This window comes from Mycolicibacter algericus DSM 45454, from assembly GCF_002086455.1.
Lineage (GTDB): Bacteria > Actinomycetota > Actinomycetes > Mycobacteriales > Mycobacteriaceae > Mycobacterium > Mycobacterium algericum.
Genome location: NZ_MVHC01000022.1, coordinates 18,474 through 37,280 on the forward strand (window position 1 = coordinate 18,474; position 18,807 = coordinate 37,280).

The window sequence follows — 18,807 nt, forward strand, 5'->3', positions numbered from 1 at the left end:
GCTGTTTTACCCGGGCTCGTCCGGGACGGCCGGGTAGTCGGGCCAGTCCAGGCTGGCGACCGGATCGGCGCGGGTGATCCCCGGTTCGGCGACGGCGAAGGTCCGCACCGGGCCCGGGCCGGAGCTGCGGGTCTCGAACCGCACCGTTACCACTCCGTGGCCGGAGCCCTGCACCCAGCCGTGCCCGAGCTCGACGTGGGTGACGTCATCGCCGACCCGCCATGACGCCGCGCTCGACGGTGAAACCGGTTGCAGCGCTGGTGTTTCGGGTGAATCAGCGGTGGCCTCCGAGAACTCCAGCTCCGGGAACAGCGATTCCTGACGGACGTCGGTCAGCCCGGAGAATCCCACCCCGAGCAGCCGGATCGGGCCGATCTGCGCCGGGTCGAGCAGCAGCCGGCCGGCGGCGGCCGTCAGCGCGGCGGCGTCGGTGGTGGCATAGGGCAGCGTCGCCGAGCGGGTCAGCACGCTCATGTCGGCCTTCTTGAGTTTCACCGTCACCGTACGGGCGCCCCGCCCGTCGCGCAGCAGCCTGCGGTAGGCGTGTTCGCCGATCGGGCCGACCTCGGCCCGCAGCTGCTCCAGCGTGGTCAGATCGGTGGCGAAGGTGGATTCGGCGCTGATCTGTTTGGCCTCGGCGCGTTCGGCGACCGGACGGTCGTCGATCCCGCGGGCCAGCCGGTGCAGCGCGGGCCCGATCGTGGCGCCCAGGATGTCGGCGACCTCGCTGTCGGTCAGCGCGGCGAACGCGCCGATGGTGGTGATGCCCAGCCGGTGCAGCTTCTCCTCGGCCACCGGACCGATACCCCACAGCCGGCGCACCGGCAGCCCGTCCAGCAGCAGTCGTTCCTCGGCGCGGCTGACGACCCGCACCCCGTCGGGTTTGGCCAGATCGGAGGCGATCTTGGCGATCTGTTTGCCCGAGCCCGCCCCCACCGACGCCACCAGGCCGGTCTCGTCGCGCACCCGGCGGCGCAACCGCTCACAGAACCGGTGCACGTCTTCGCTGCCGGCGCCGGACAACTCGGCCGGTTCGCCGAACGCCTCGTCGAAGGACAGTTGCTCGACGACCGGGATCACCGCGCGCACGGTCTCGAACACCCGGCGGCTGGCCACCCCGTACACCGCCCCGCGCGGCGGCAGCACCACCGCCGGGGCGCCCACCAGTCGGCGCGCCTGGTGCATCGGCATCGCCGAACGCGCCCCGAAGACCCGCGCCTCGTAGCTGGCGCCGGCCACCACACCGCGGCCCCCCAGCCCGCCGACCAGCACCGGGCGACCGCGCAGCGTCGGGCGGGTCAGTTGCTCGACGGAGGCGAAGAATGCGTCCATGTCCAGGTGCAGGACCCACCGGGCGTCCACACCGATGAATGTTATTGCGCCGCCGCCTAGGGTGGTCGACATGGCGATGAACCTGCTGCACCGTCGCTGCTGCAGCTCACGGCGGTGGGCCCGGCAAGTCGAAGACCAGCTGGTCCCCTGGGCGCTGGCCGGCGTCGACCTCGGGGACGACGTCCTCGAGATCGGCCCGGGCTACGGCGCCAATATCAAGGTGTTGATCGACCGGGCTGCGCGTTACACCGCGGTGGAGATCGATCCGGTGCTCGCCGAGCGGTTGCAGGGCGAGTACGGCTCGCGCGCACGCATCATCAACGGCGACGGCACCGCCACCGGGCTGCCCGCGGCCGCGTTCAGCGCGGTGGTGTGCTTCACGATGCTGCATCACGTGCCGACACCGGAGCTGCAGGACCGGCTGTTCGCCGAGGCGTTCCGGGTGCTGCGGTCCGGCGGGGTGTTCGCCGGCAGCGACGGGGTGCCGTCCTGGCACTTTCGGCTGCTCCACTACCGGGATACCTACAACCCGATGCCACCTGAGTCGCTGCCGGACCGGTTGCGGCACAGCGGATTCACCGACATCGCTGTCGCGACCGCAGCCGGCCGGCAACGCTGGCGCGCCGTCAAACGCTGAGCTGCCGGCCGTTCGGCGGCGTCGCTCAGGCCTTGGTGATCGTCACCCGCACCCCGTCGCCGATCTCGGCGGCATCGGCGCCCGGTTCGCCGAATTCGAAGCCGGTGGCCAGGATCTCACCGGCGATGAGCTCAGCGTGGGCCTGTGCCCAGCCCAGCCGCGAGTCGGGCACCGACATCACCACGCTGATCCGGTCGGAAACCTGCAGGCCGGTGTTCTTACGTAGGTCCTGTAGTTCGCGGATGCGGTCCTTGGCCCAGCCCTCGGCTTCGAGTTCCTCGGTCACCGTGCCGTCGAGCACCACCAGCCCGGCGCCGTCGGGCAGCGCCACGGTGAATTCGGGGTCGGCGGCCACCAGTTTCGCCGTGTACTCGCCGTCGAGCAGCACCACCGGCCCGGCGCCCAGCGTGCCGTCCGGGTTGACCACGCCCTCCCCCGCCTTGACGGCCTTGATCGCGGCCTGCACGTCCTTGCCCAGCCGCGGACCGGCCACCTTGGCGTTGACCGCCAGCTCGAAGCGGCCGTAGCGGTCGATGTCCTCGGTCAGCTCGACGGCCTTGACGTTGAGCTCGTCGGCGATCAGCCCGGAGAACGGGGCCAGCCGCTGTGGGTCCTCAACGGCAACGGTGAGTTTGGGCAGCGGCAGCCGGACCCGCAGTTGGTGCGACTTGCGCAGCGAGGACGCGGCCGAACACACGTCGCGCACCTGATCCATCGCCTCGACCAGCTGCGGGTCGTGCGGTAGATCGTCGGCCTCGGGCCAGTCGGTCAGGTGCACCGACCGTTGCCCGGTCAGCGAGCGCCAGATCTTCTCGGTGGTCAGCGGCAGCAATGGTGCGGCCAGCCGGCAGGTCACCTCGAGCACGGTGTGCAGGGTGTCGATGGCGTTCGGGTCCTCGTCCCAGAACCGTTGCCGGGAGCGTCGCACATACCAGTTGGTCAGCGCCTCGGTGAACTGGCGCAGTTCCTCGCACGCCCCGGAGATGTCGCAGCCCTCCAGCGCGGCGGTCAGATCGTCGCGCAGCGCCGCCAGCTTCGCCAGGATGTAGCGGTCGAGCACGTGCGGTGAATCGGTGCGCCACACACCGGATTCGGGCGCATAGAGGGCCAGGAAACTGTAGGCGTTGGACAGCGGCAGCATCACCTGGCGCACCCCCTCGCGGATGCCCGGTTCGGTGACGACCAGGTTGCCGCCCCGCAGGATCGGCGAGGCCATCAGGAACCAGCGCATGGCGTCGGAACCGTCGCGGTCGAACACCTCGTTGACGTCGGGATAGTTGCGCAGCGACTTGCTCATCTTTTGCCCGTCGGAGCCCAAGACGATGCCGTGTGCCACACAGGTTTTGAACGCCGGACGGTCGAACAGCGCGGTGGCCAGCACGTGCATCATGTAGAACCAGCCGCGGGTCTGGCCGATGTACTCGACGATGAAGTCGCCCGGGTAGTGCGCGGGCTCGGCCGCCGAACCGTCGAACCAGTCGCGGTTCTCGAACGGATAGTGCACCTGGGCATAGGGCATCGACCCGGAGTCGAACCACACGTCGAGCACATCGGGGATGCGTCGCATCGTCGAGGCGCCGGTCGGGTCGTCGGGGTTGGGCCGGGTCAACTCGTCGATGTAGGGCCGGTGCAGGTTGTCGGGTCGCACCCCGAAATCGCGTTCCAGCTCATCGAGGCTGCCGTAGACATCGATTCGGGGGTACGCCGGATCGTCGGATTTCCACACCGGGATCGGAGTGCCCCAGTAGCGGTTTCGCGAAATCGACCAGTCGCGCGCACCGCGGAGCCAGTTGCCGAAGATCCCGTCCTTGACGTGCTCGGGATACCAGGTGATCTGCTCGTTGAGTTCGACCATGCGGTCCCGGAATTCCGTGACACGCACGAACCACGACGACACCGCCTTGTAGATCAGCGGATTGCGGCACCGCCAGCAGTGCGGGTAGGAGTGCTCGTAGGTTTCGTGGCGGACCAGCACCGCGCCATTGGGGGCAGCAGGGCCAGCGGCCGCTTTCAGATCGGCGATGATCGCCTTGTTCGCGTCGAAGACGTGCTGTCCGGCGTAGTCGGCGACGCTGGAATCGAAGCGGCCCTTGGTGTCGACCGGGGTGACCGGGGTGATCCCGGCGGCGTCGGTGGTGTTCTTGTCGTCCTCGCCGTAGGCCGGCGCGAGATGCACGATGCCGGTGCCGTCGTCGGTCGACACGAAGTCGGCGGCCAGCACCCGAAATGCGCCTGCCGCCGCCATGAAATACGGGAACGGCGGCAGGTAGCGCATCCCGATCAGCTCCGAACCGCGGTAGCTGCCCAACAGCTGTGGCTCTTCCCCGAATTCGCGCGCGTAGGCGCCGAGCCGTGCCTCGGCGAGCAGGTACCGGCGGTCCCCGACCGCTACCTGCACATAGGTCACCTCCGGGTTGACCGCCACCGCCAGGTTGGCCGGCAGTGTCCAGGGTGTGGTGGTCCACACCAGCAGGTGCGCGCCGGCCAGCTCAGCGGCGGGTCCCCCGTCGGCCACCCGGAACCCGACGGTCAGCGCCGGGTCCTGCCGACTCTGGTAGACGTCGTCGTCCATCCGCAGTTCGTGGTTGGACAGCGGCGTCTCGTCGCGCCAGCAGTACGGCAGTACGCGATAGCCCTCGTAGGCCAGGCCGGAGTCCCACAGCTGTTTGAACGCCCACAGCACCGATTCCATGAACGGCAGGTCGAGGGTTTTGTAGTCGTTGTCGAAGTCGACCCAGCGGGCCTGCCGGGTGACGTAGTCCTGCCATTCGGCGGTGTAGCGCAGCACCGATTCCCGGCAGGCCTGGTTGAACGCGGCGACGCCCATCGCATCGATCTGCGACTTGTCGGTGATGCCGAGCTGGCGTTCGACCTCGAGTTCGGCGGGCAGCCCGTGGGTGTCCCAGCCGAACCGGCGTTCCACCTTGTAGCCGCGCATGGTGCGATACCGCGGCACGATGTCCTTGACGTAGCCGGTGAGCAGGTGCCCGTAGTGCGGTAGCCCGTTGGCGAACGGCGGGCCGTCGTAGAACACGTATTCTTCGGCGCCGTCGCGGCGGGCGATGCTGGCCCGGAAGGTGTCGTCGGCCGCCCAGTAGTCGAGGACCTCGATTTCAGCCGCCGGGAAGTCGGGGGCACCGGCGGCCGGCTTCGGATAGCTGCGTTTGCTCATGCTGTGTCGCCTCCCAAGCGCCCGGCCCGGGGACGACGCCGCGCGGGTTGCGCGAGCACCGCGGTACCACCCCGCTTGCCGCGCTGCCGGCGCGACCGCTCCACAAGGCTGTGACGGGCCAACCCGTTCGGTTCTAGTGAGGCCCGGCTGTCAAGCGCTGGGCCCGTTCCTCCGAAGGCTCCCCGGTGATGGCCGGATCATTGCCGATGAGCCGATTGTACGGAGCGCCGCCGATTCCCCGGACGCGGCCCGGCCCTCATGTCCGGGTGCTGCGCCGGCCCTGCCGCCCGGATTCGTTCAAACCGTTAGCCTGCCTCCAGGCACTCCCAGCTGTCGGGCAGCAAGCCGGTCTCGATGAACTCGGTCACCGCTGCCGCCTGGTCGGGTTCCAGCCCGTTGTCGGCGGCCCGGTAGATGACCTGCTCCTCCTTGGAGTTGTGCACCGCAAGCTGATCGAGCAGCAGCCGGGAGACCGCCATCAGCGCCGCGGTGTCGCCGTCGGGCAGCAGTCCGACCAGCGCGTCCATCGTGCGCCAGATCTCGCCGTGCTCGGCCATCATGACCGCAACCGGCATCGCCATGCCGGCCTGCCGGATCGGCGGGAACAGGATCCGCTCCTCGAGGTAGATGTGCTTGCGGAGCCCTTCCAGAGCCGCGCTCAGGCCGGCGGCGTCCACCCGGCCGTCGCGAAGGTCGATCAGGAAGGCTTCGAGACCGGCGTCGATCTGCTGGTGCTCGCGCTCCAGGGCGGCCGACACGGCCACGCGGGCTTTCTCTGGGGGCATTGCGATCTCCTTACCACCTCTACGCAGCGGCCTTCGCACAAACCCAGCCGTCGGGCATCCGGCCGGATTCGAGGAAGTCGGCGACCTCGGCGGCCTGCTCCGGGGCCAGGCCGGTGTCGGCGGCCGGATAGATCACCGGTTCCTCCACCTTGTTGTGGTCGGCAAGTAGAGTCAACAGCCGTTGGCAGGCTTCCCGCAACTCATTGTGGTCGGCGGCATCGCCCGGTCCGGCCGCCAGGTCCTCGAGTGCGTCCATGGTGCGCCAGATCTCACCGTGGCCGCGGATCATCCCGAACACCGACATCATCTGCGCACCCTTGCTGATCGGTGGGAACAGCAGCTGTTCCTCCAGGTAGATGTGGCGTCGCAGCACGGCCAGTGTGTCGCGCAGCGCGTCGGCGGCCACGCTGCCGGCAGCCAGCTTCGCCAGGAAGTCCGCGAGCCCGGCGTCGACTTCCTGGTGTTCACGTTCGAGTGCGACCGAAAGCGTTGCGGTGGACATGATTTCACCCACTCCCCTCAGGCAAGCTGCGCGTCGACGCTGACCTCGGCGCCGGCGAACAGCCGCGACACCGGGCACAGCGCGGCGGCGGCGTCGACGATCTGGGCGAAGCCGGCGGCGTCCAGGCCGGCGACCTCGCCGCGAACGGTCAGCTTCGACGTGGTGATGGTGGGCAGCCCGTCGACCTCGGCGAGGGTGACCGTCGAGGTGACGTCGAGTCGCTGCGGCGGTGTGTCGTTCTCACCGAGCTTCAGCGACAACGCCATGGCGAAACACGAGGAATGGGCGGCGGCGGCCAATTCCTCCGGGCTGGTCTTTCCGCCCGGTTGCTCGGTGCGGGCGGCCCAGGTCACCGGCAGCCCGTCGAGCGCACCGCTGCTGCCGCTGCCCAGGGCGCCCGCCCCGGTTGCCAGCGGCCCTTCCCAGCTGGTCTGCACAGTCCGATCCGCAATGCTCATCCGCCGCCTCCTCTGCCGGTGCGGACACCGCCCGAACCGAGCCGGAACCCGCCTTATTTTTTACAATCAGGACTTGTCTAAATCTAGTCCATTGGCGGGGTGCTGGCCAGGGCGGATCAGCGGCGTTCTAGTGCTCGGTTTCGTCCTCCGGCGGTGGGGTGGCGGCCAGCACCTCGGTGGGCCGGTCCTCGGCCGGTTGTGCCGGTGGTGCCGACAGTTCCGGGAACGCGGTGGCCACCATGTCCTCGAACGTCCACTCGTGGGCGTCGGACGGGCCGGTCGTCGCCGCGGTGGCTTCCGCGGCCGGCGCGGCATGCGCTGCGACCGAGGCGGAATCGCCGGCCGCCGTTGCGGCCGCCCCGGCCATGACCGGCGCCACCGCACGCGGTGCGCGCGGCGGATGCTCCCGCACGTTCAGCGGCCACCAGAACCACCGGCCGAGCAGCGCCGCCATCGACGGCATCATGAACGAGCGGACGATCAGGGTGTCGAACAGCAGGCCGAGCCCGATCGTGGTGCCCACCTGGCCCACTACCCGCAGGTCACTGACGAGCATGGAGGCCATGGTGAACGCGAATACCAGTCCGGCGGCCGTGACCACCTTTCCGGTACCCCCCATCGCCCGGATGATGCCGGTCTTGATCCCGGCGCCGAGCTCCTCTTTGAATCGGGCGACCAGCAACAGGTTGTAGTCACAACCCACCGCCAGCAGGATGATCACCGACATCACCATCACCAGCCAGTGCAGGTGGATGCCGAAGATGTACTGCCAGACCAATACCGACAGTCCGACCGACGCTCCCAGCGACGCCAGCACCGTCCCGACGATCACCAGCGAGGCGATGAAGCTCCGCGTGATCAACAACATAATGATGAAAATGATTGCCAGCGCAGTGATCCCGGCTATCAACAGGTCATAGTCGGCGAGCCCCTGCAGGTCGTTGAAGAGCGCGGCGGTACCGGCGACATAGACCTGGGCGGTCGACAACGGCGTCCCCTTGAGGGACTCGGTGGCGGCCTTCTTGATCAGGTTCACCCGGGCCATGCCTTCCGGCGTCGCCGGGTAGCCGTCGTGGGTGATGAAGAACCGCGCGGCGTGGCCGTCCGGCGACAGGAAGAGCTGGATCACCCGCTTGAAGTCGGGGTTGTCGAACGCCTCCCGAGGCAGATAAAAGGAGTCGTCGCTCTTCGCCGCGTCGAAGTCCTGGCCCATCGCGGCCGAATCCCCGCCGACCTCCTCGACCTGCGCCAGGATCCCCGACATGGTGCTGTGCAGCGTCAGCATCATGGTTTGCAGGCTGCGCAGCGCCGCGATCTGCGCCGGCATCATCTCCAGCAACTGCGGCGTCACCACGTCGACATTGCTCATCACCGGCGCCAGCTCGTTGAGTTTGTCGGTGAGCTGGGTCGCGCCGTCCATCGACGCGTAGGCCGACCGCAGCGACAGGCAGGTCGCGTCGCCACGACAATCCTGGGTGTCAACGGAGTTGCGCAGCAATTTGGAATTCTCGTTGAAATCGGCCATGTGGCTGCGCATCTGCTGAGCCAGATCCATCGCCTCGTGCGAGACGCCGGTCGCTTCATGGGTGTTGGCACTCAACTGCTGCATCAGCACATACATCCGTTGCAGCGAGGCGACGGTGCCCTCCAGATCGTCGGCCTGCTTACGCATGTCGGCGACGCGGTTCTTCATGAAGTCCAGGTTCTGCATCTGGCCGGCGCTTTGCATGCTGAGCAGGAACGGGATCGAGGTATGCCCCAGCGGGGTCCCCTCCGGCCGGGTCACCCCCTGCACCAGCGCGACGCCCTCGACCGCGAAGACGCTCTTGGCCAGCTTGTTGAGCACCAGGAAGTCCGCCGAGTTGCGCATGTCGTGGTCGGACTCGACCAGCAGCACCTCCGGCAGCAGGCGCGATTCCGGGAAGTGCCGTGACGCGGCGGCCCAGCCGAGGTTGGCGGGGGTGTCCTTGGGAATGAACGACGGGTCCTTATAGCTCACCTGGTAACCGGGCAGCGCCAGCAGTCCGATGAGTGCGACCGCGCTGGCGGCCACGAAGATCGGTCCGGGCCAGCGCACGATCGCCGTACCCACCTTGCGCCAGCCGCGATCCGACATCTTGCGCCGGGGTTCCAGCAAGCCGTAGCGACTGGCGACCGCGAGCACCGCGGGGACCAGGGTCAGCGCGATCGCCACCGCGACCAGCATGCCGACCGCGCACGGGATGCCCATCGTCTGAAAGACCGGTAACCGGGTGAAGCTCAGACAGAACGTGGCGCCCGCGATCGTCAAACCCGATGCCAGCACCACATGGGCGACCCCGCGATACGTGGTGAAATACGCCGTCTCGGGATCCTCGCCGGCATGCCGGGCCTCGTGATAGCGGCCGATGAAGAAGATGCCGTAGTCGGTGCCGGCGGCGATCGCCAGCGTCACCAGGATGTTGATCGCGAACGTCGACAGCCCGATCAGCCCGACATGGCCGAGGAATGCCACTATGCCGCGCGCGGCCGCCAGTTCGATCCCGACCACGGCCAGCAACAGCGCGACGGTGCTGAACGAGCGATACAGCAGCAACAGCATCAGCGAGATCACCGACACGGTGGCTATCAGGATCTTCAGTACCGCGCGGTCGCCGCTGGTGTTCATGTCGGTGACCATCGGCGCCGGGCCGGTGACGTAGGCGCGCACCCCCGCCGGGGCGGGTGTGCGGTTCACGATGTCGCGGACCGCCTCGACGGAGTCGTTCGCCAGCGCCTCGCCCTGGTTGCCGGCGAGGTTCAGCTGCACCAGCGCGGCCTTACCGTCGGCGCTTTGGGCGCCGCCCGCGGTGAGCGGGTCGCCCCAGAAGTCCTGGATGTGCTGGACGTGCGTGGTGTCCGCGTTGAGCTGGGCGATCAGCTCGTTGTAGTAGTGATGGGCGGCATCGCCGAGCGGTTCCTCGCCTTCGAGGACGATCATCGCCGCGCTGTCGGTGTTCGATTCGGCGAACACCTGTCCCAGCCGCGCCATCGCCTGGATCGACGGCGCGTCCTTGGCGCTCAACGACACCGGATGGTCCTTGGCGACCTGCTCCAACTGCGGGACCGCGACGCTCACCAGCGCCGTGATGGCCACCCAGCCCAGGATTATCGGCCACGCGAACCTGCGGACGAACCCTGCCGCGGACGACCGGCCAAGGCCCAGGTGGTGTGTCTTCGTCACTTTCCAGGGCCCTCCCCAGACGATTTACCCCAAGCGATCACTTTAACCCCCAGTTCAGGACCGCGGCGAAGGAAACTACCCGATCAGGTAGTCCGACAGCGGGAAGTGGTCCTGCTCCTTCACCGCGCTGCGCACCGAGGTCGGCCGGAACAGCGGGGCCTCGCCGGTGTTGTGGTTGAACCAATAGGAGTTCGACGTCGCGCAGTTACCGCGATGGAACACCGAACTGTCGAGCAGCCCCATCATCCGCTCGTAGAACGCGGTGTTGGCCTCTTCAGTGACCTCGAAGGTACGCGCCTGGCGCCGCTGCAGCTCGCCGAACAACCGGTTCATGTGCCGCATCTGGTACTCGACGGTGTTGAACCAGGACAATCCCACCCAGGCGAACGGACTGGCCATGTGGATGAAGTTGGGGAACTGCGGCGCCGTCATGCCCTGGTAGGCCTGAAAACGCGTCTCCCGCCACCACTTGCCCAGGTTGCGCCCGCCGCGACCGACCACCTCGATGGCGGGCAGGTTGCCCTCCCACACGTCGTAACCGGTCGCCAGCACCAGGGTGTCGACGTCGCGCTTGGTGCCGTCGGCCGAAACGATGCCGCCCGGCTCGATCCGCTCGATACCGGCTGTCTCCAGGTGCACGTTCGGCTTGGTGAACGTCGGGTAGTAGTCGTTGGAGATCGACGGACGCTTGCAGCCGAAGTCGAAGTCGGGGCTCATCTTGCGGGCCAGCTCGCGGTCGCGCACCGACATCAGCCGATGCAGGGCGGACTGGGCCGCCATCGCCTTGTTGAGAAACTTGAAGCGCCGGTAGCGCCACATGGTCAAGACCATCATGAAGTCCGTGACGTTGTCGGTGATCCACCGCACGATGCGCTGGGTGAACGGCACCCGCGCGAACATCCGCTGGACGACCGGGGGGAACACCACGTCGGACTTGGGGGTCACCAGGATCGGGGTCCGTTGGTACACGGTCAGCTCGGCGACTTCTTTGGCCAGTTCGGGGATGACCTGGATCCCGGTGGAGCCGGTTCCGATGACCGCAGCACGACGTCCCGCCATCGGGTAGTCGTGATCCCAGGCGGCGGTGTGGATGATCTTCCCGGCGAACGTGTCGATGCCGGGGATGTCGGGGATCTTCGGCTGGCACAGAAAACCGGTGGCGACGATGAGGAACTGTGCCGTCAGGGTCTCGCCGCCGGCCAGCGCCACCCGCCACGTCTGGCTCTCCTCGTCCCACTGCGCGCCGTCGACGCACGCGTTGAAACGCATGTAGCGGCGGACGTCGTATTTGTCCGCGACATGCTCGGCGTAGGCCCGGACCTCGTTGCCCGGCGCGAAAAGCCGTGACCAGTACGGGTTGGGCTCGAACCAATAGGAGTAGGTGGTCGACGGCTGGTCGACGGACAGACCCGGGTAGTGGTTGACCCGCCACGTCCCGCCCAGGCCGTCCTCGCGGTCGAGGATCAGGATGTTGTCGTAACCCAGCCGGTTCAGTTGGATCGCCGCGCCGATGCCACCGAAGCCCGCACCCACGATGACGGCCTGGTAGTGCTGGTACTGCTGGGTCCCCATAAGGAGAACACGCTACCGCAACAGCATGACGCGGCGCTGTGCACGCAGGTCGCCTTGGCCTGCGGGCGATGCCGGTCGAAGGTAAAGTAACGGCCGCTGCGCGATCGCGAGATGGCGGCAATCACACCACAACACCGTGACTTGTCTTAGTAATTTGCCAGACTCGGCGGTAAGCTTCGGCCCAGCCGCGCAGTTTCAGCGCACGTCGCCAACGACGGGAGAATGTTCGCTCATGCCGATCTGGCTTGACATCGTCGGACTGGTGGGTGGTCTGTTGATCGCCGGGTTGGCATTCGTCCTCGGCGTGCGCGCCATGGCCCGCTACCGCCGCAACATGGACGTCACCGACGACACCCAGTACATGGCGACCCTGGCGAACCTCTCCGAAAGCTCGGTACGTCGCCGCTTCGATCCGTTCACCGACATCGAGTGGGACGCGCCGGAGTACGCGATCACGCCCGATGACCCGCGCTGGGTGCTGAAAGACGATCCGCTGGCACGTACCAGCTGGTATCGCAGCCAGCCACTGAGCAAGCAGATCGAGATCGGGATGTGGCGGCAAGCCAACATCGCCAAGGTCACCCTGCAGTTCGAGAGCATGCTGATCCGCGGCCTGGTGCAGTACGCGTCGCGGGTGCCCAACGGCTCTCCGGAACACCGCTACTGCCTGCACGAGTCGGTCGAAGAGTGCAACCACGTGCTGATGTTCCAGGAGCTGGTGAACCGCATCGGGTTCGACGTGCCCGGGATGCAGTGGTGGATGCGCTGGCTGTCTCCGCTGATGCCGCTGTACGCCGGACCGTTCCCGAATGTGTTCTTCTTCGGTGTGCTGGCAGGCGAGGTGCCGGTCGACGTGCTGCAGACCAACGCGCTTCGCGAGGCCGGCTCCGGGCATCCGGTCGTGGAGAAGGTGATGGCCATCCACATCGCCGAGGAGGCCCGGCATATCTCATTCGCCGACGCGTATCTGCGCAAACGCGTCCCGAAGGTGTGGCGGATCAACCGGCTGTGGATGTCGGTGTACGTGCCGTTCGTCATGCGATTGCTGGCCAAGCCGATGGTGCAGCCGCCGCGACGCTTCTTCCGGCAGTTCGAGGTGCCGCGTTCGGTGCGCAAGCAGCTGCAGGTCGGCTCGCCCGAGTCGCGCCAGACGCTGCGGGACACCTTCGCCGACATCCGGATGCTCTGCGGCGACATCGGGTTGATGACTCCCGCCGGACGGCTGATGTGGCGGCTGTGCAAGATCGACGGTGCCCCGTCGCGTTACCGTGGCGAACCGCAGCGCACCCAGCTGGCTGCGCAAGTCACCGCGGTCTAAAGCACCCGCTGAGCTGTGACATACTTCCGGTATGGTTCGTTCTCCGTCTGAGACCCTGGAAAAAGTCGGCGCCGATCTGGTCTACCGGATCTCGGCGATGCCGATGTACAAGAAGGCCTTCAAGTACTGGTACCCGTTCATGACCAAGCGGATGGGGCACGACGACGTCGTCTTCCTCAACTGGGGCTACGAACAGGATCCGCCGCTGGGCCTGAAACTCGACGAGTCCGACGAGGAGAACCGGTACTCGATCCAGCTCTACCACCAGACCGCCACCCAGATCGACCTGGCCGGCAAGAAGGTGCTGGAAGTCAGCTCCGGCCACGGCGGCGGCGCATCCTTCCTGGCTCGCACGCTCAAGCCGGCCTCCTACACCGGCCTGGACTTCAACCCCGACGGCGTGGCCTTCTGCCAGCAGCGCCACCAGGTGCCGGGACTGGAGTTCGTGCAGGGTGACGCGCTGAACCTGCCGTTCCCGGACAATTCCTTCGATGCGGTGGTCAACGTCGAGGCCTCCCACATCTACCCCGACTTCGCGCAGTTCGTTCGCGAGGTGGGGCGGGTGCTGCGTCCCGGTGGGCACTTCCTGCACACCGACTTCCGCGCCAAGGAGGACATCGAGTCCTGGCAGCAGACGCTGGCCACGCCGCCGCTGCGACTGGTCAATGAGCGCGATATCAGCCGCGAGGTCGTCCGTGGCCTGGCGGCGAACTCGCCGCGCTCCAACGAGCTGATCAACGAGCGGATGCCGTTCTTCCTGCGCCGCTTCGCCCGGGAATTCGCGGTGGTCGAGGGTTCGCTGTTCTATCGCGACCTGGACCGCGGCGAGATCACCTACCGCATCTTCGACCTCGTCAAGGACTGAGAACCACCGAGGGCATTCGGATCGCCGGAGCGGGCCGGGACGCTGTCCCCCGCTCCGGTGCTTCTTTTCTGCGACCGGCGTCGCTTCGGCCGCCGGAAGCCGGGTTAGGGTGACGGCTGTGCCCGATCGCGGGCCAATCGCGCTGAAAAATCTGACGATCGAGGGGCTTGCCAGATGGACCAGAGGGAACTGACGCGTCGGCTTCGCTTTCGCGCCAGCCTGCTCAGGATCGGCATCGACGGGCTGGTCGGGGTGGCCCGTGACCGGGCGACCGCCTATCGGTACGCGCTGACCGGCCGCGAGACCGCACCGCTGACTGATTTCGACCCGTTCGCTCCCGCGACGATGCGCGACCCCTACCCGGGATACCGCACGCTGCTGAGCGGTCCGGAGGTCTGGTACAGCCGCAAACGGGGCATCTGGATCATCCCGGGGTACGACGCGGTGCGCCAGGCATTGCGCGACGATGAGGCGTTGTCGTCGGCGCAGAGCCAGGCCCGCTTCCGGGTCCGGCTGCAGACAATGAACGCCCAAGACCCGCCGGTGCACACTCGGCTGCGGCGGTCGGTGTCGCGGGCGTTCACCCCGCGTGCGATGAAGGCGTGGGAGATCAACATCAATCGCGTCGCCGACGAACTCGTCGCCGCGATGATCGAACGCGGCCGCGTCGAGATCGTCGACGACCTGGCCAAGCCGCTGCCGAACCGGCTGATCACGATGATGCTGGCGATCCCGCAGGAAGACCGCCACCAGTTCCTGGAATGGGCCGACACCATCAACGAAGCGGCGTTCGCACCGCTGACCGCGCGCGGGATGGCGCTGAACATGCGCTCGAGCCAGGCCGTCATCGCGATGCACCGCAGCCTGGACCCGATGATCAAAGCGCGTCGCGCCGCACCCGGCGACGACCTGATCTCGATGCTGGCCGCGCCAAGCGGCGAGGACACCCTCTCCGACGACGAGGTGTTCTGGAGCGCATCGATGCTCGTCGGTGCCGGCAGCGAGACCACGACGAACCTGATCTCGGGCCTGTTTCTGACGCTGGCGCAGCGCCCGGACGTCTACACCCGGCTGCGCGAACACCCGGAGTTGATCCCCGCCGCGATCGAGGAGCAGCTGCGGTTGGTCTCCCCCGTGCAAGGGTTCTACCGGACCGCGACCCGCGACTACCGGGTCGGCGACCACACCATCCCGGCGGGTGCGCGGGTGCTGGTGCTGTACGCGGCCGGCAACCGCGATCCACGCCACTACCCCCACCCCGACACCTTCGACTTGGACCGCAATCCGACCGACCATCTCGCGTTCGGCGGCGGGGCGCACTACTGCCTGGGCACCCACCTGACCCGCATCGAGGTGAGCCGGGTGCTGACGCAGCTGATCCCCCACGTCAAGGAGATCCGGCTGGCCGGCGAGTACCGCTACCTGGTGAACGCGACAATGCGCGGCCTCGAGCACCTGCCCGTCGAGCTGGTGCCCGCCGAGGCCGGCGCCGCCGGGACCGCGACCGACCTGCGGTCCACCGGCAGCCGATGACGGCCCAGCAGGTTGCGCTGGTCACCGGGGCGACGAGCGGGATCGGCGAGGCGACCGCCGACCGGCTGCGGGCCGCCGGCTACCGCGTCATCGCCGTCGGCCGCAATCCCGAAGCGCTGCAACGCCTTGCGGCGAGGGGACTGGATGCCCGCACCCTCGATGTCACCGACGAGGCAGCGGCGCGGCGGCTCGTCGCGGAGATCGACGCCGACCATGGCGCGGTGAACGTCTTGGTCAACTGCGCGGGATTCCCGCTGACCAGTCCGCTTGAGCAACTGCCGTTGTCGGATCTGCGCAAGCTGTTTGAGACCAATGTCATTGCGGCACTCAACTTGTCACAAGCGGTACTGCCGGCCATGCGTGAGCGTGGGACCGGGGTCATCGTCAACATCGGCAGCACCGGTGGACGTTTCGCCAGTCCGGGTGCCGGCGGGTACCACGTGGTGAAGTACGCCATGGAGGCGTTGTCGCTGTCGCTGCGGGCCGAACTGGCGCCGTTCGGGGTGCGGGTGGTCCTGCTCGACCCGACGGTGGTGCATACCCCATTCGTCACCTCACAGCAGGAGGCGCAGCCTTCCTACGCCGCTGACGACCCCTACGGCGACTTCAAACGACGCTACGCCGAGAACACTCGCCAGCTGTCGGCGAAGCGCGGCGTGATGATCGGACCCGATGTCGTCGCCCGAGCCGTGGAGCGGGTGGTCCGGGCGAACAACCCGCGGCCCCGCTATATCGTCGGGCTCTCCGGCAAACTCACCGTGCTCGCCCGGGCGCTGCTGACCGACCGGATGTGGGATCGAATCCTGATGCGCGGACTGCGGGACTGAGCCATCGCGGGCCGCTGACCCCATCACTGGCCGCAAACCTCTTCCGTGACATACTCCCTCGGTGGCCACGATGAACCGCCTGATATTCAACCCGGTAACCCACCGCGTCATGACGAACCCGTTCGTCTACCACCTGCTGTTCACCTCGTTCGTGACCAAGCGGTTCGCCACCCAGACCAAGCTGCTCAGCGGTGACGACTGGCTGTTCCTGAACTACGGCTACGAGGAAGACCCGCCGATGGCGGTGCCACTGGAGGCGTCCGACGAACCCAACCGGTTCTTCATCCAGCAGTACCACCGCACCGCCGCGCAGGTGGACCTGGCCGACAAGAAGGTGCTCGAGGTCAGTTGCGGCCACGGCGGCGGCGCGTCGTATGTGGCGCGCACCTTCAAACCCGCCTCCTACACCGGCCTGGACCTCAACGAGACCGCCATCGAGTTCTGCCGGCAGCGCCACCGGCTGCCCGGGTTGGACTTCGTGCAGGGCGACGCCCAGAACCTGCCCTTCGACGACGGCTCGTTCGACGTGGTGTTCCAGGTCGAGGCGTCGCACCTGTACCCGCATCCGGCACGGTTCTTCGACGGCGCCGCACGGGTGCTGGCACCCGGCGGGCACTTCCTCTACACCGACTTCCGCCGGCGCAGCGAGCTGGCCCAGTGGGACGCCGAGCTGGCCAACACCGGACTGCGGCTGGTGACCCAGGAGGACATCAGCATGGCGGTGCTGCGCGGTAACGAACAGAACCTCGCCCGCAAGCAGGACATGATCGCCCACCACGGCAGCATGGCCCGCTTCGCCAGCGCCGCAACGGACTGGACGTTCAACGGCGCCCTGCGCAACGGCGAATTCGTCTACCGGCTGTACTGCTTCGCCAAGGACTGACCGTTCGGGACGGCGGCTACAGGCCGCGACCGCCGAGCCAGTCGTGGATGCGTTCGGCCACCGATTCCCAGCCCGGCTCGAGCATCATGTTGTGGCCCATGCCGGGAAAGAATTCCGCCTCGGTGCCGTAAGCGCGCGCCGTCGCCTGCACTTCTTTGCGGGTGTGCGCACCGTCCTGTTCGGCTCCGAGCACCAGCAGCGGCGCGGTGATCCGGGCCGGGCGGGGCAGATTGAGCATCAGGCAGTCGATGCTCACGCGGGCGCTGTCCTCCTGCAGTCGCGCCGCGCACTCGAGCACCTGATCTTCGGGGGTCTGATCGGAGAAGAACTTCTGCCGGGCCAGTTCCGGCGTATTGATGTAGCGCAGTGACTTGCCGGTGACGGCCATCTTGATCGCCTGCCAGGGGTGGCTCCGCAGCCAGCGCAGGCTGGACCCGTAGTTGCCCTGCGGGGGAATCGACGCCATCAGCACCCCGGCCGGTGCGCGACGGCCCTCGAGGTACTTCTGCACGATCAGCCCGCCCATCGAGTGGCCGATCACCACGGGCTCCGCCGGCAAACTGTCGGCCACCGACCTGACGTCCTCGACGTAGTCCTCGACGCTGCAGCGGCGCAGCGGCTTGTCGATCGCGCTGCCGCCGTGGCCACGAAAACTGACCGCCACCGCGCGATAACCCAGGTCGGCGAAGTATCCGAGGAAATTCTCGTCCCAGCACCAGGCCGCGTGCCAGGCGCCGTGGACGAACAGCAGCGGAGCAGGATGGGCTTCACTCACGCAGCCCTTGTCGATCACCTCAAGCATCACACTGCTCCCCCTGTCCGGTGATCGACCGTCCCGTGACGTCGATGAGATCCCGGTGTGCCCCTCACCCGCGCTGCGAGTCGACAGCGGAGTGCGCCGCGCCAGCAACGGTAGCAGCGGGCCGTGCGGCACGATCCGGTAGGCGGCCACCAGCAGCCGGTTCGCCCATCCGGGTGTCACCCGGCCCCTCCCCGCGGCCATGCCGTCGACCGCTGCGCGAGCGACGGTATCCACCGACTTCCACATGACCGCGGGCAAGACCTGCTTGCGTTCGCCCTCACGGAACCCCGCGTCGATGTCCAATCGGGTGTCGACCGGCCCCGGGCACAGGGCGGTGGCGCTGACACCGGTACCTCGCAGCTCGCTGCGCAGACTCTCGGTGTAGGAGGCGACGAACGCTTTCGCGGCGCCGTAGCTCGCCTGACCGGGCAGCGGGCCGAAGCCGGCCACCGACGACACGTTCAGCACGGCCCCTCGGCCGCGCGCCACCATGCCCGGCACGAACCGGCAACACAGGTCGACGACGGCCGCCACGTCGACCTCGACCAGATTCAGTTGGCTCGCCGGCTCGGTGTTGGCGGCCAGTGCCACCACCGACAGGCCAGCGTTGTTGATCAGGATGTCCGCGACCAGGCCCAGGTCGGCGATCCGGCCCGCCAAGGCCGCGCGTTCGGTGCGGCAGGACAGGTCCGCCGGCAGCACATGCACGGGGTGTGGGCTCAGTTCGGCGGCGAGCGCGTGCAGCCGGTCGGCGCTACGCGCCACCACGATCAGCTGATGGCCACGCCGGGCCAGTTCGCGCGCCATCGCCGCACCGATCCCCGACGACGCGCCGGTGACGATGGCCGCGCGGTCGGGACCCGGTGCTGGTAGAGCCACCTGGCCACCCTATCGCCCGGCTTGTCGGCGGACTCCCCCG

At 67.8% G+C, this 18,807-nt stretch carries 14 protein-coding genes and 1 pseudogene; 6 read left to right on the forward strand and 9 right to left on the reverse strand.

Features of this window, described 5'->3' with window-relative positions:
* Nucleotides 1-6: 6 nt before the first annotated feature.
* Nucleotides 7-1,362 carry a DNA polymerase IV gene (locus BST10_RS16985; protein ID WP_083039262.1) on the reverse strand — a complete coding sequence of 452 codons (1,356 nt, stop codon included), beginning with the start codon at nucleotides 1,360-1,362 and terminating at the stop codon, nucleotides 7-9.
* Between the two features lie 40 nt (nucleotides 1,363-1,402).
* Between BST10_RS16985 and BST10_RS16990 the strand changes: the two genes are divergently transcribed.
* Nucleotides 1,403-1,969 carry a class I SAM-dependent methyltransferase gene (locus BST10_RS16990; RefSeq protein ID WP_083039289.1) on the forward strand — a complete coding sequence of 189 codons (567 nt, stop codon included), beginning with the start codon at nucleotides 1,403-1,405 and terminating at the stop codon, nucleotides 1,967-1,969.
* Nucleotides 1,970-1,994: 25 nt separating this feature from the next.
* On the opposite strand, the gene ileS is transcribed toward BST10_RS16990, so the two are convergent.
* From ileS to BST10_RS17020, 6 genes are all read right to left on the reverse strand, one after another.
* Nucleotides 1,995-5,141, reverse strand: coding sequence for an isoleucine--tRNA ligase (ileS, locus tag BST10_RS16995; RefSeq protein ID WP_083039264.1), 3,147 nt, complete (start codon nucleotides 5,139-5,141; stop codon nucleotides 1,995-1,997).
* A gap of 305 nt (nucleotides 5,142-5,446) precedes the next feature.
* Nucleotides 5,447-5,926 carry a hemerythrin domain-containing protein gene (locus BST10_RS17000; protein ID WP_083039266.1) on the reverse strand — a complete coding sequence of 160 codons (480 nt, stop codon included), beginning with the start codon at nucleotides 5,924-5,926 and terminating at the stop codon, nucleotides 5,447-5,449.
* Nucleotides 5,927-5,945: 19 nt separating this feature from the next.
* On the reverse strand, nucleotides 5,946-6,428 hold the full coding sequence (locus tag BST10_RS17005; protein ID WP_013829124.1) for a hemerythrin domain-containing protein: 483 nt from the start codon (nucleotides 6,426-6,428) through the stop codon (nucleotides 5,946-5,948).
* Nucleotides 6,429-6,445: 17 nt separating this feature from the next.
* Nucleotides 6,446-6,886, reverse strand: a complete 441-nt coding sequence (locus BST10_RS17010; protein WP_013829125.1) for an OsmC family peroxiredoxin — start codon at nucleotides 6,884-6,886, stop codon at nucleotides 6,446-6,448.
* Nucleotides 6,887-7,013: 127 nt separating this feature from the next.
* Complete coding sequence (locus BST10_RS17015; RefSeq protein ID WP_205277396.1) at nucleotides 7,014-10,088, reverse strand: MMPL/RND family transporter; 3,075 nt, start codon at nucleotides 10,086-10,088, stop codon at nucleotides 7,014-7,016.
* Nucleotides 10,089-10,163: 75 nt separating this feature from the next.
* Complete coding sequence (locus BST10_RS17020; protein WP_013829127.1) at nucleotides 10,164-11,660, reverse strand: flavin-containing monooxygenase; 1,497 nt, start codon at nucleotides 11,658-11,660, stop codon at nucleotides 10,164-10,166.
* A 232-nt stretch (nucleotides 11,661-11,892) separates the two neighbouring features.
* Here BST10_RS17020 and BST10_RS17025 point away from each other — a divergent pair, with 232 nt between their 5' ends.
* The 5 genes from BST10_RS17025 (at nucleotide 11,893) to BST10_RS17045 (ending at nucleotide 17,086) form a co-directional block, all read left to right on the forward strand.
* Nucleotides 11,893-12,978: an AurF N-oxygenase family protein gene (locus BST10_RS17025; RefSeq protein ID WP_232062432.1), complete on the forward strand. Its 1,086-nt coding sequence runs from the start codon at nucleotides 11,893-11,895 to the stop codon at nucleotides 12,976-12,978.
* Between the two features lie 97 nt (nucleotides 12,979-13,075).
* Entirely contained in the window at nucleotides 13,076-13,843 is a 768-nt protein-coding gene (locus tag BST10_RS17030) for a phthiotriol/phenolphthiotriol dimycocerosates methyltransferase (RefSeq protein ID WP_193466452.1), read from the forward strand.
* Nucleotides 13,844-14,017: 174 nt separating this feature from the next.
* Nucleotides 14,018-15,376 (forward strand): cytochrome P450, encoded by a 1,359-nt coding sequence (locus BST10_RS17035; RefSeq protein ID WP_013829130.1) that lies wholly within the window; start codon nucleotides 14,018-14,020, stop codon nucleotides 15,374-15,376.
* Nucleotides 15,373-16,203 (forward strand): SDR family NAD(P)-dependent oxidoreductase, encoded by an 831-nt coding sequence (locus BST10_RS17040; RefSeq protein ID WP_013829131.1) that lies wholly within the window; start codon nucleotides 15,373-15,375, stop codon nucleotides 16,201-16,203. Before BST10_RS17035 ends, BST10_RS17040 begins: the two co-directional genes overlap by 4 nt.
* A gap of 70 nt (nucleotides 16,204-16,273) precedes the next feature.
* Nucleotides 16,274-17,086 (forward strand): phthiotriol/phenolphthiotriol dimycocerosates methyltransferase, encoded by an 813-nt coding sequence (locus BST10_RS17045; protein WP_013829132.1) that lies wholly within the window; start codon nucleotides 16,274-16,276, stop codon nucleotides 17,084-17,086.
* A 16-nt stretch (nucleotides 17,087-17,102) separates the two neighbouring features.
* On the opposite strand, the gene BST10_RS17050 is transcribed toward BST10_RS17045, so the two are convergent.
* Both BST10_RS17050 and BST10_RS17055 read right to left on the reverse strand, forming a co-directional pair.
* Nucleotides 17,103-17,888, reverse strand: coding sequence for an alpha/beta hydrolase (locus BST10_RS17050; RefSeq protein WP_041319874.1), 786 nt, complete (start codon nucleotides 17,886-17,888; stop codon nucleotides 17,103-17,105).
* 75 nt (nucleotides 17,889-17,963) lie between these two features.
* Nucleotides 17,964-18,767 (reverse strand): annotated as a pseudogene (locus BST10_RS17055) (SDR family NAD(P)-dependent oxidoreductase); the annotation flags it as partial.
* Nucleotides 18,768-18,807 lie beyond the last annotated feature (40 nt).

Excerpts from the sequence above, each read along its gene's own strand:
- BST10_RS16990 (WP_083039289.1), top strand. The coding sequence starts at position 1,403 with ATGGCGATGAACCTGCTGCACCGTCGCTGCTGCAGCTCACGGCGGTGG.
- ileS (WP_083039264.1), bottom strand. The coding sequence starts at position 5,141 with ATGAGCAAACGCAGCTATCCGAAGCCGGCCGCCGGTGCCCCCGACTTC.
- BST10_RS17000 (WP_083039266.1), bottom strand. The coding sequence starts at position 5,926 with ATGCCCCCAGAGAAAGCCCGCGTGGCCGTGTCGGCCGCCCTGGAGCGC.
- BST10_RS17005 (WP_013829124.1), bottom strand. The coding sequence starts at position 6,428 with ATGTCCACCGCAACGCTTTCGGTCGCACTCGAACGTGAACACCAGGAA.
- BST10_RS17010 (WP_013829125.1), bottom strand. The coding sequence starts at position 6,886 with ATGAGCATTGCGGATCGGACTGTGCAGACCAGCTGGGAAGGGCCGCTG.
- BST10_RS17020 (WP_013829127.1), bottom strand. The coding sequence starts at position 11,660 with ATGGGGACCCAGCAGTACCAGCACTACCAGGCCGTCATCGTGGGTGCG.
- BST10_RS17025 (WP_232062432.1), top strand. The coding sequence starts at position 11,893 with ATGCCGATCTGGCTTGACATCGTCGGACTGGTGGGTGGTCTGTTGATC.
- BST10_RS17030 (WP_193466452.1), top strand. The coding sequence starts at position 13,076 with ATGCCGATGTACAAGAAGGCCTTCAAGTACTGGTACCCGTTCATGACC.
- BST10_RS17035 (WP_013829130.1), top strand. The coding sequence starts at position 14,018 with ATGGACCAGAGGGAACTGACGCGTCGGCTTCGCTTTCGCGCCAGCCTG.
- BST10_RS17040 (WP_013829131.1), top strand. The coding sequence starts at position 15,373 with ATGACGGCCCAGCAGGTTGCGCTGGTCACCGGGGCGACGAGCGGGATC.
- BST10_RS17045 (WP_013829132.1), top strand. The coding sequence starts at position 16,274 with ATGAACCGCCTGATATTCAACCCGGTAACCCACCGCGTCATGACGAAC.
- BST10_RS17050 (WP_041319874.1), bottom strand. The coding sequence starts at position 17,888 with ATGCTTGAGGTGATCGACAAGGGCTGCGTGAGTGAAGCCCATCCTGCT.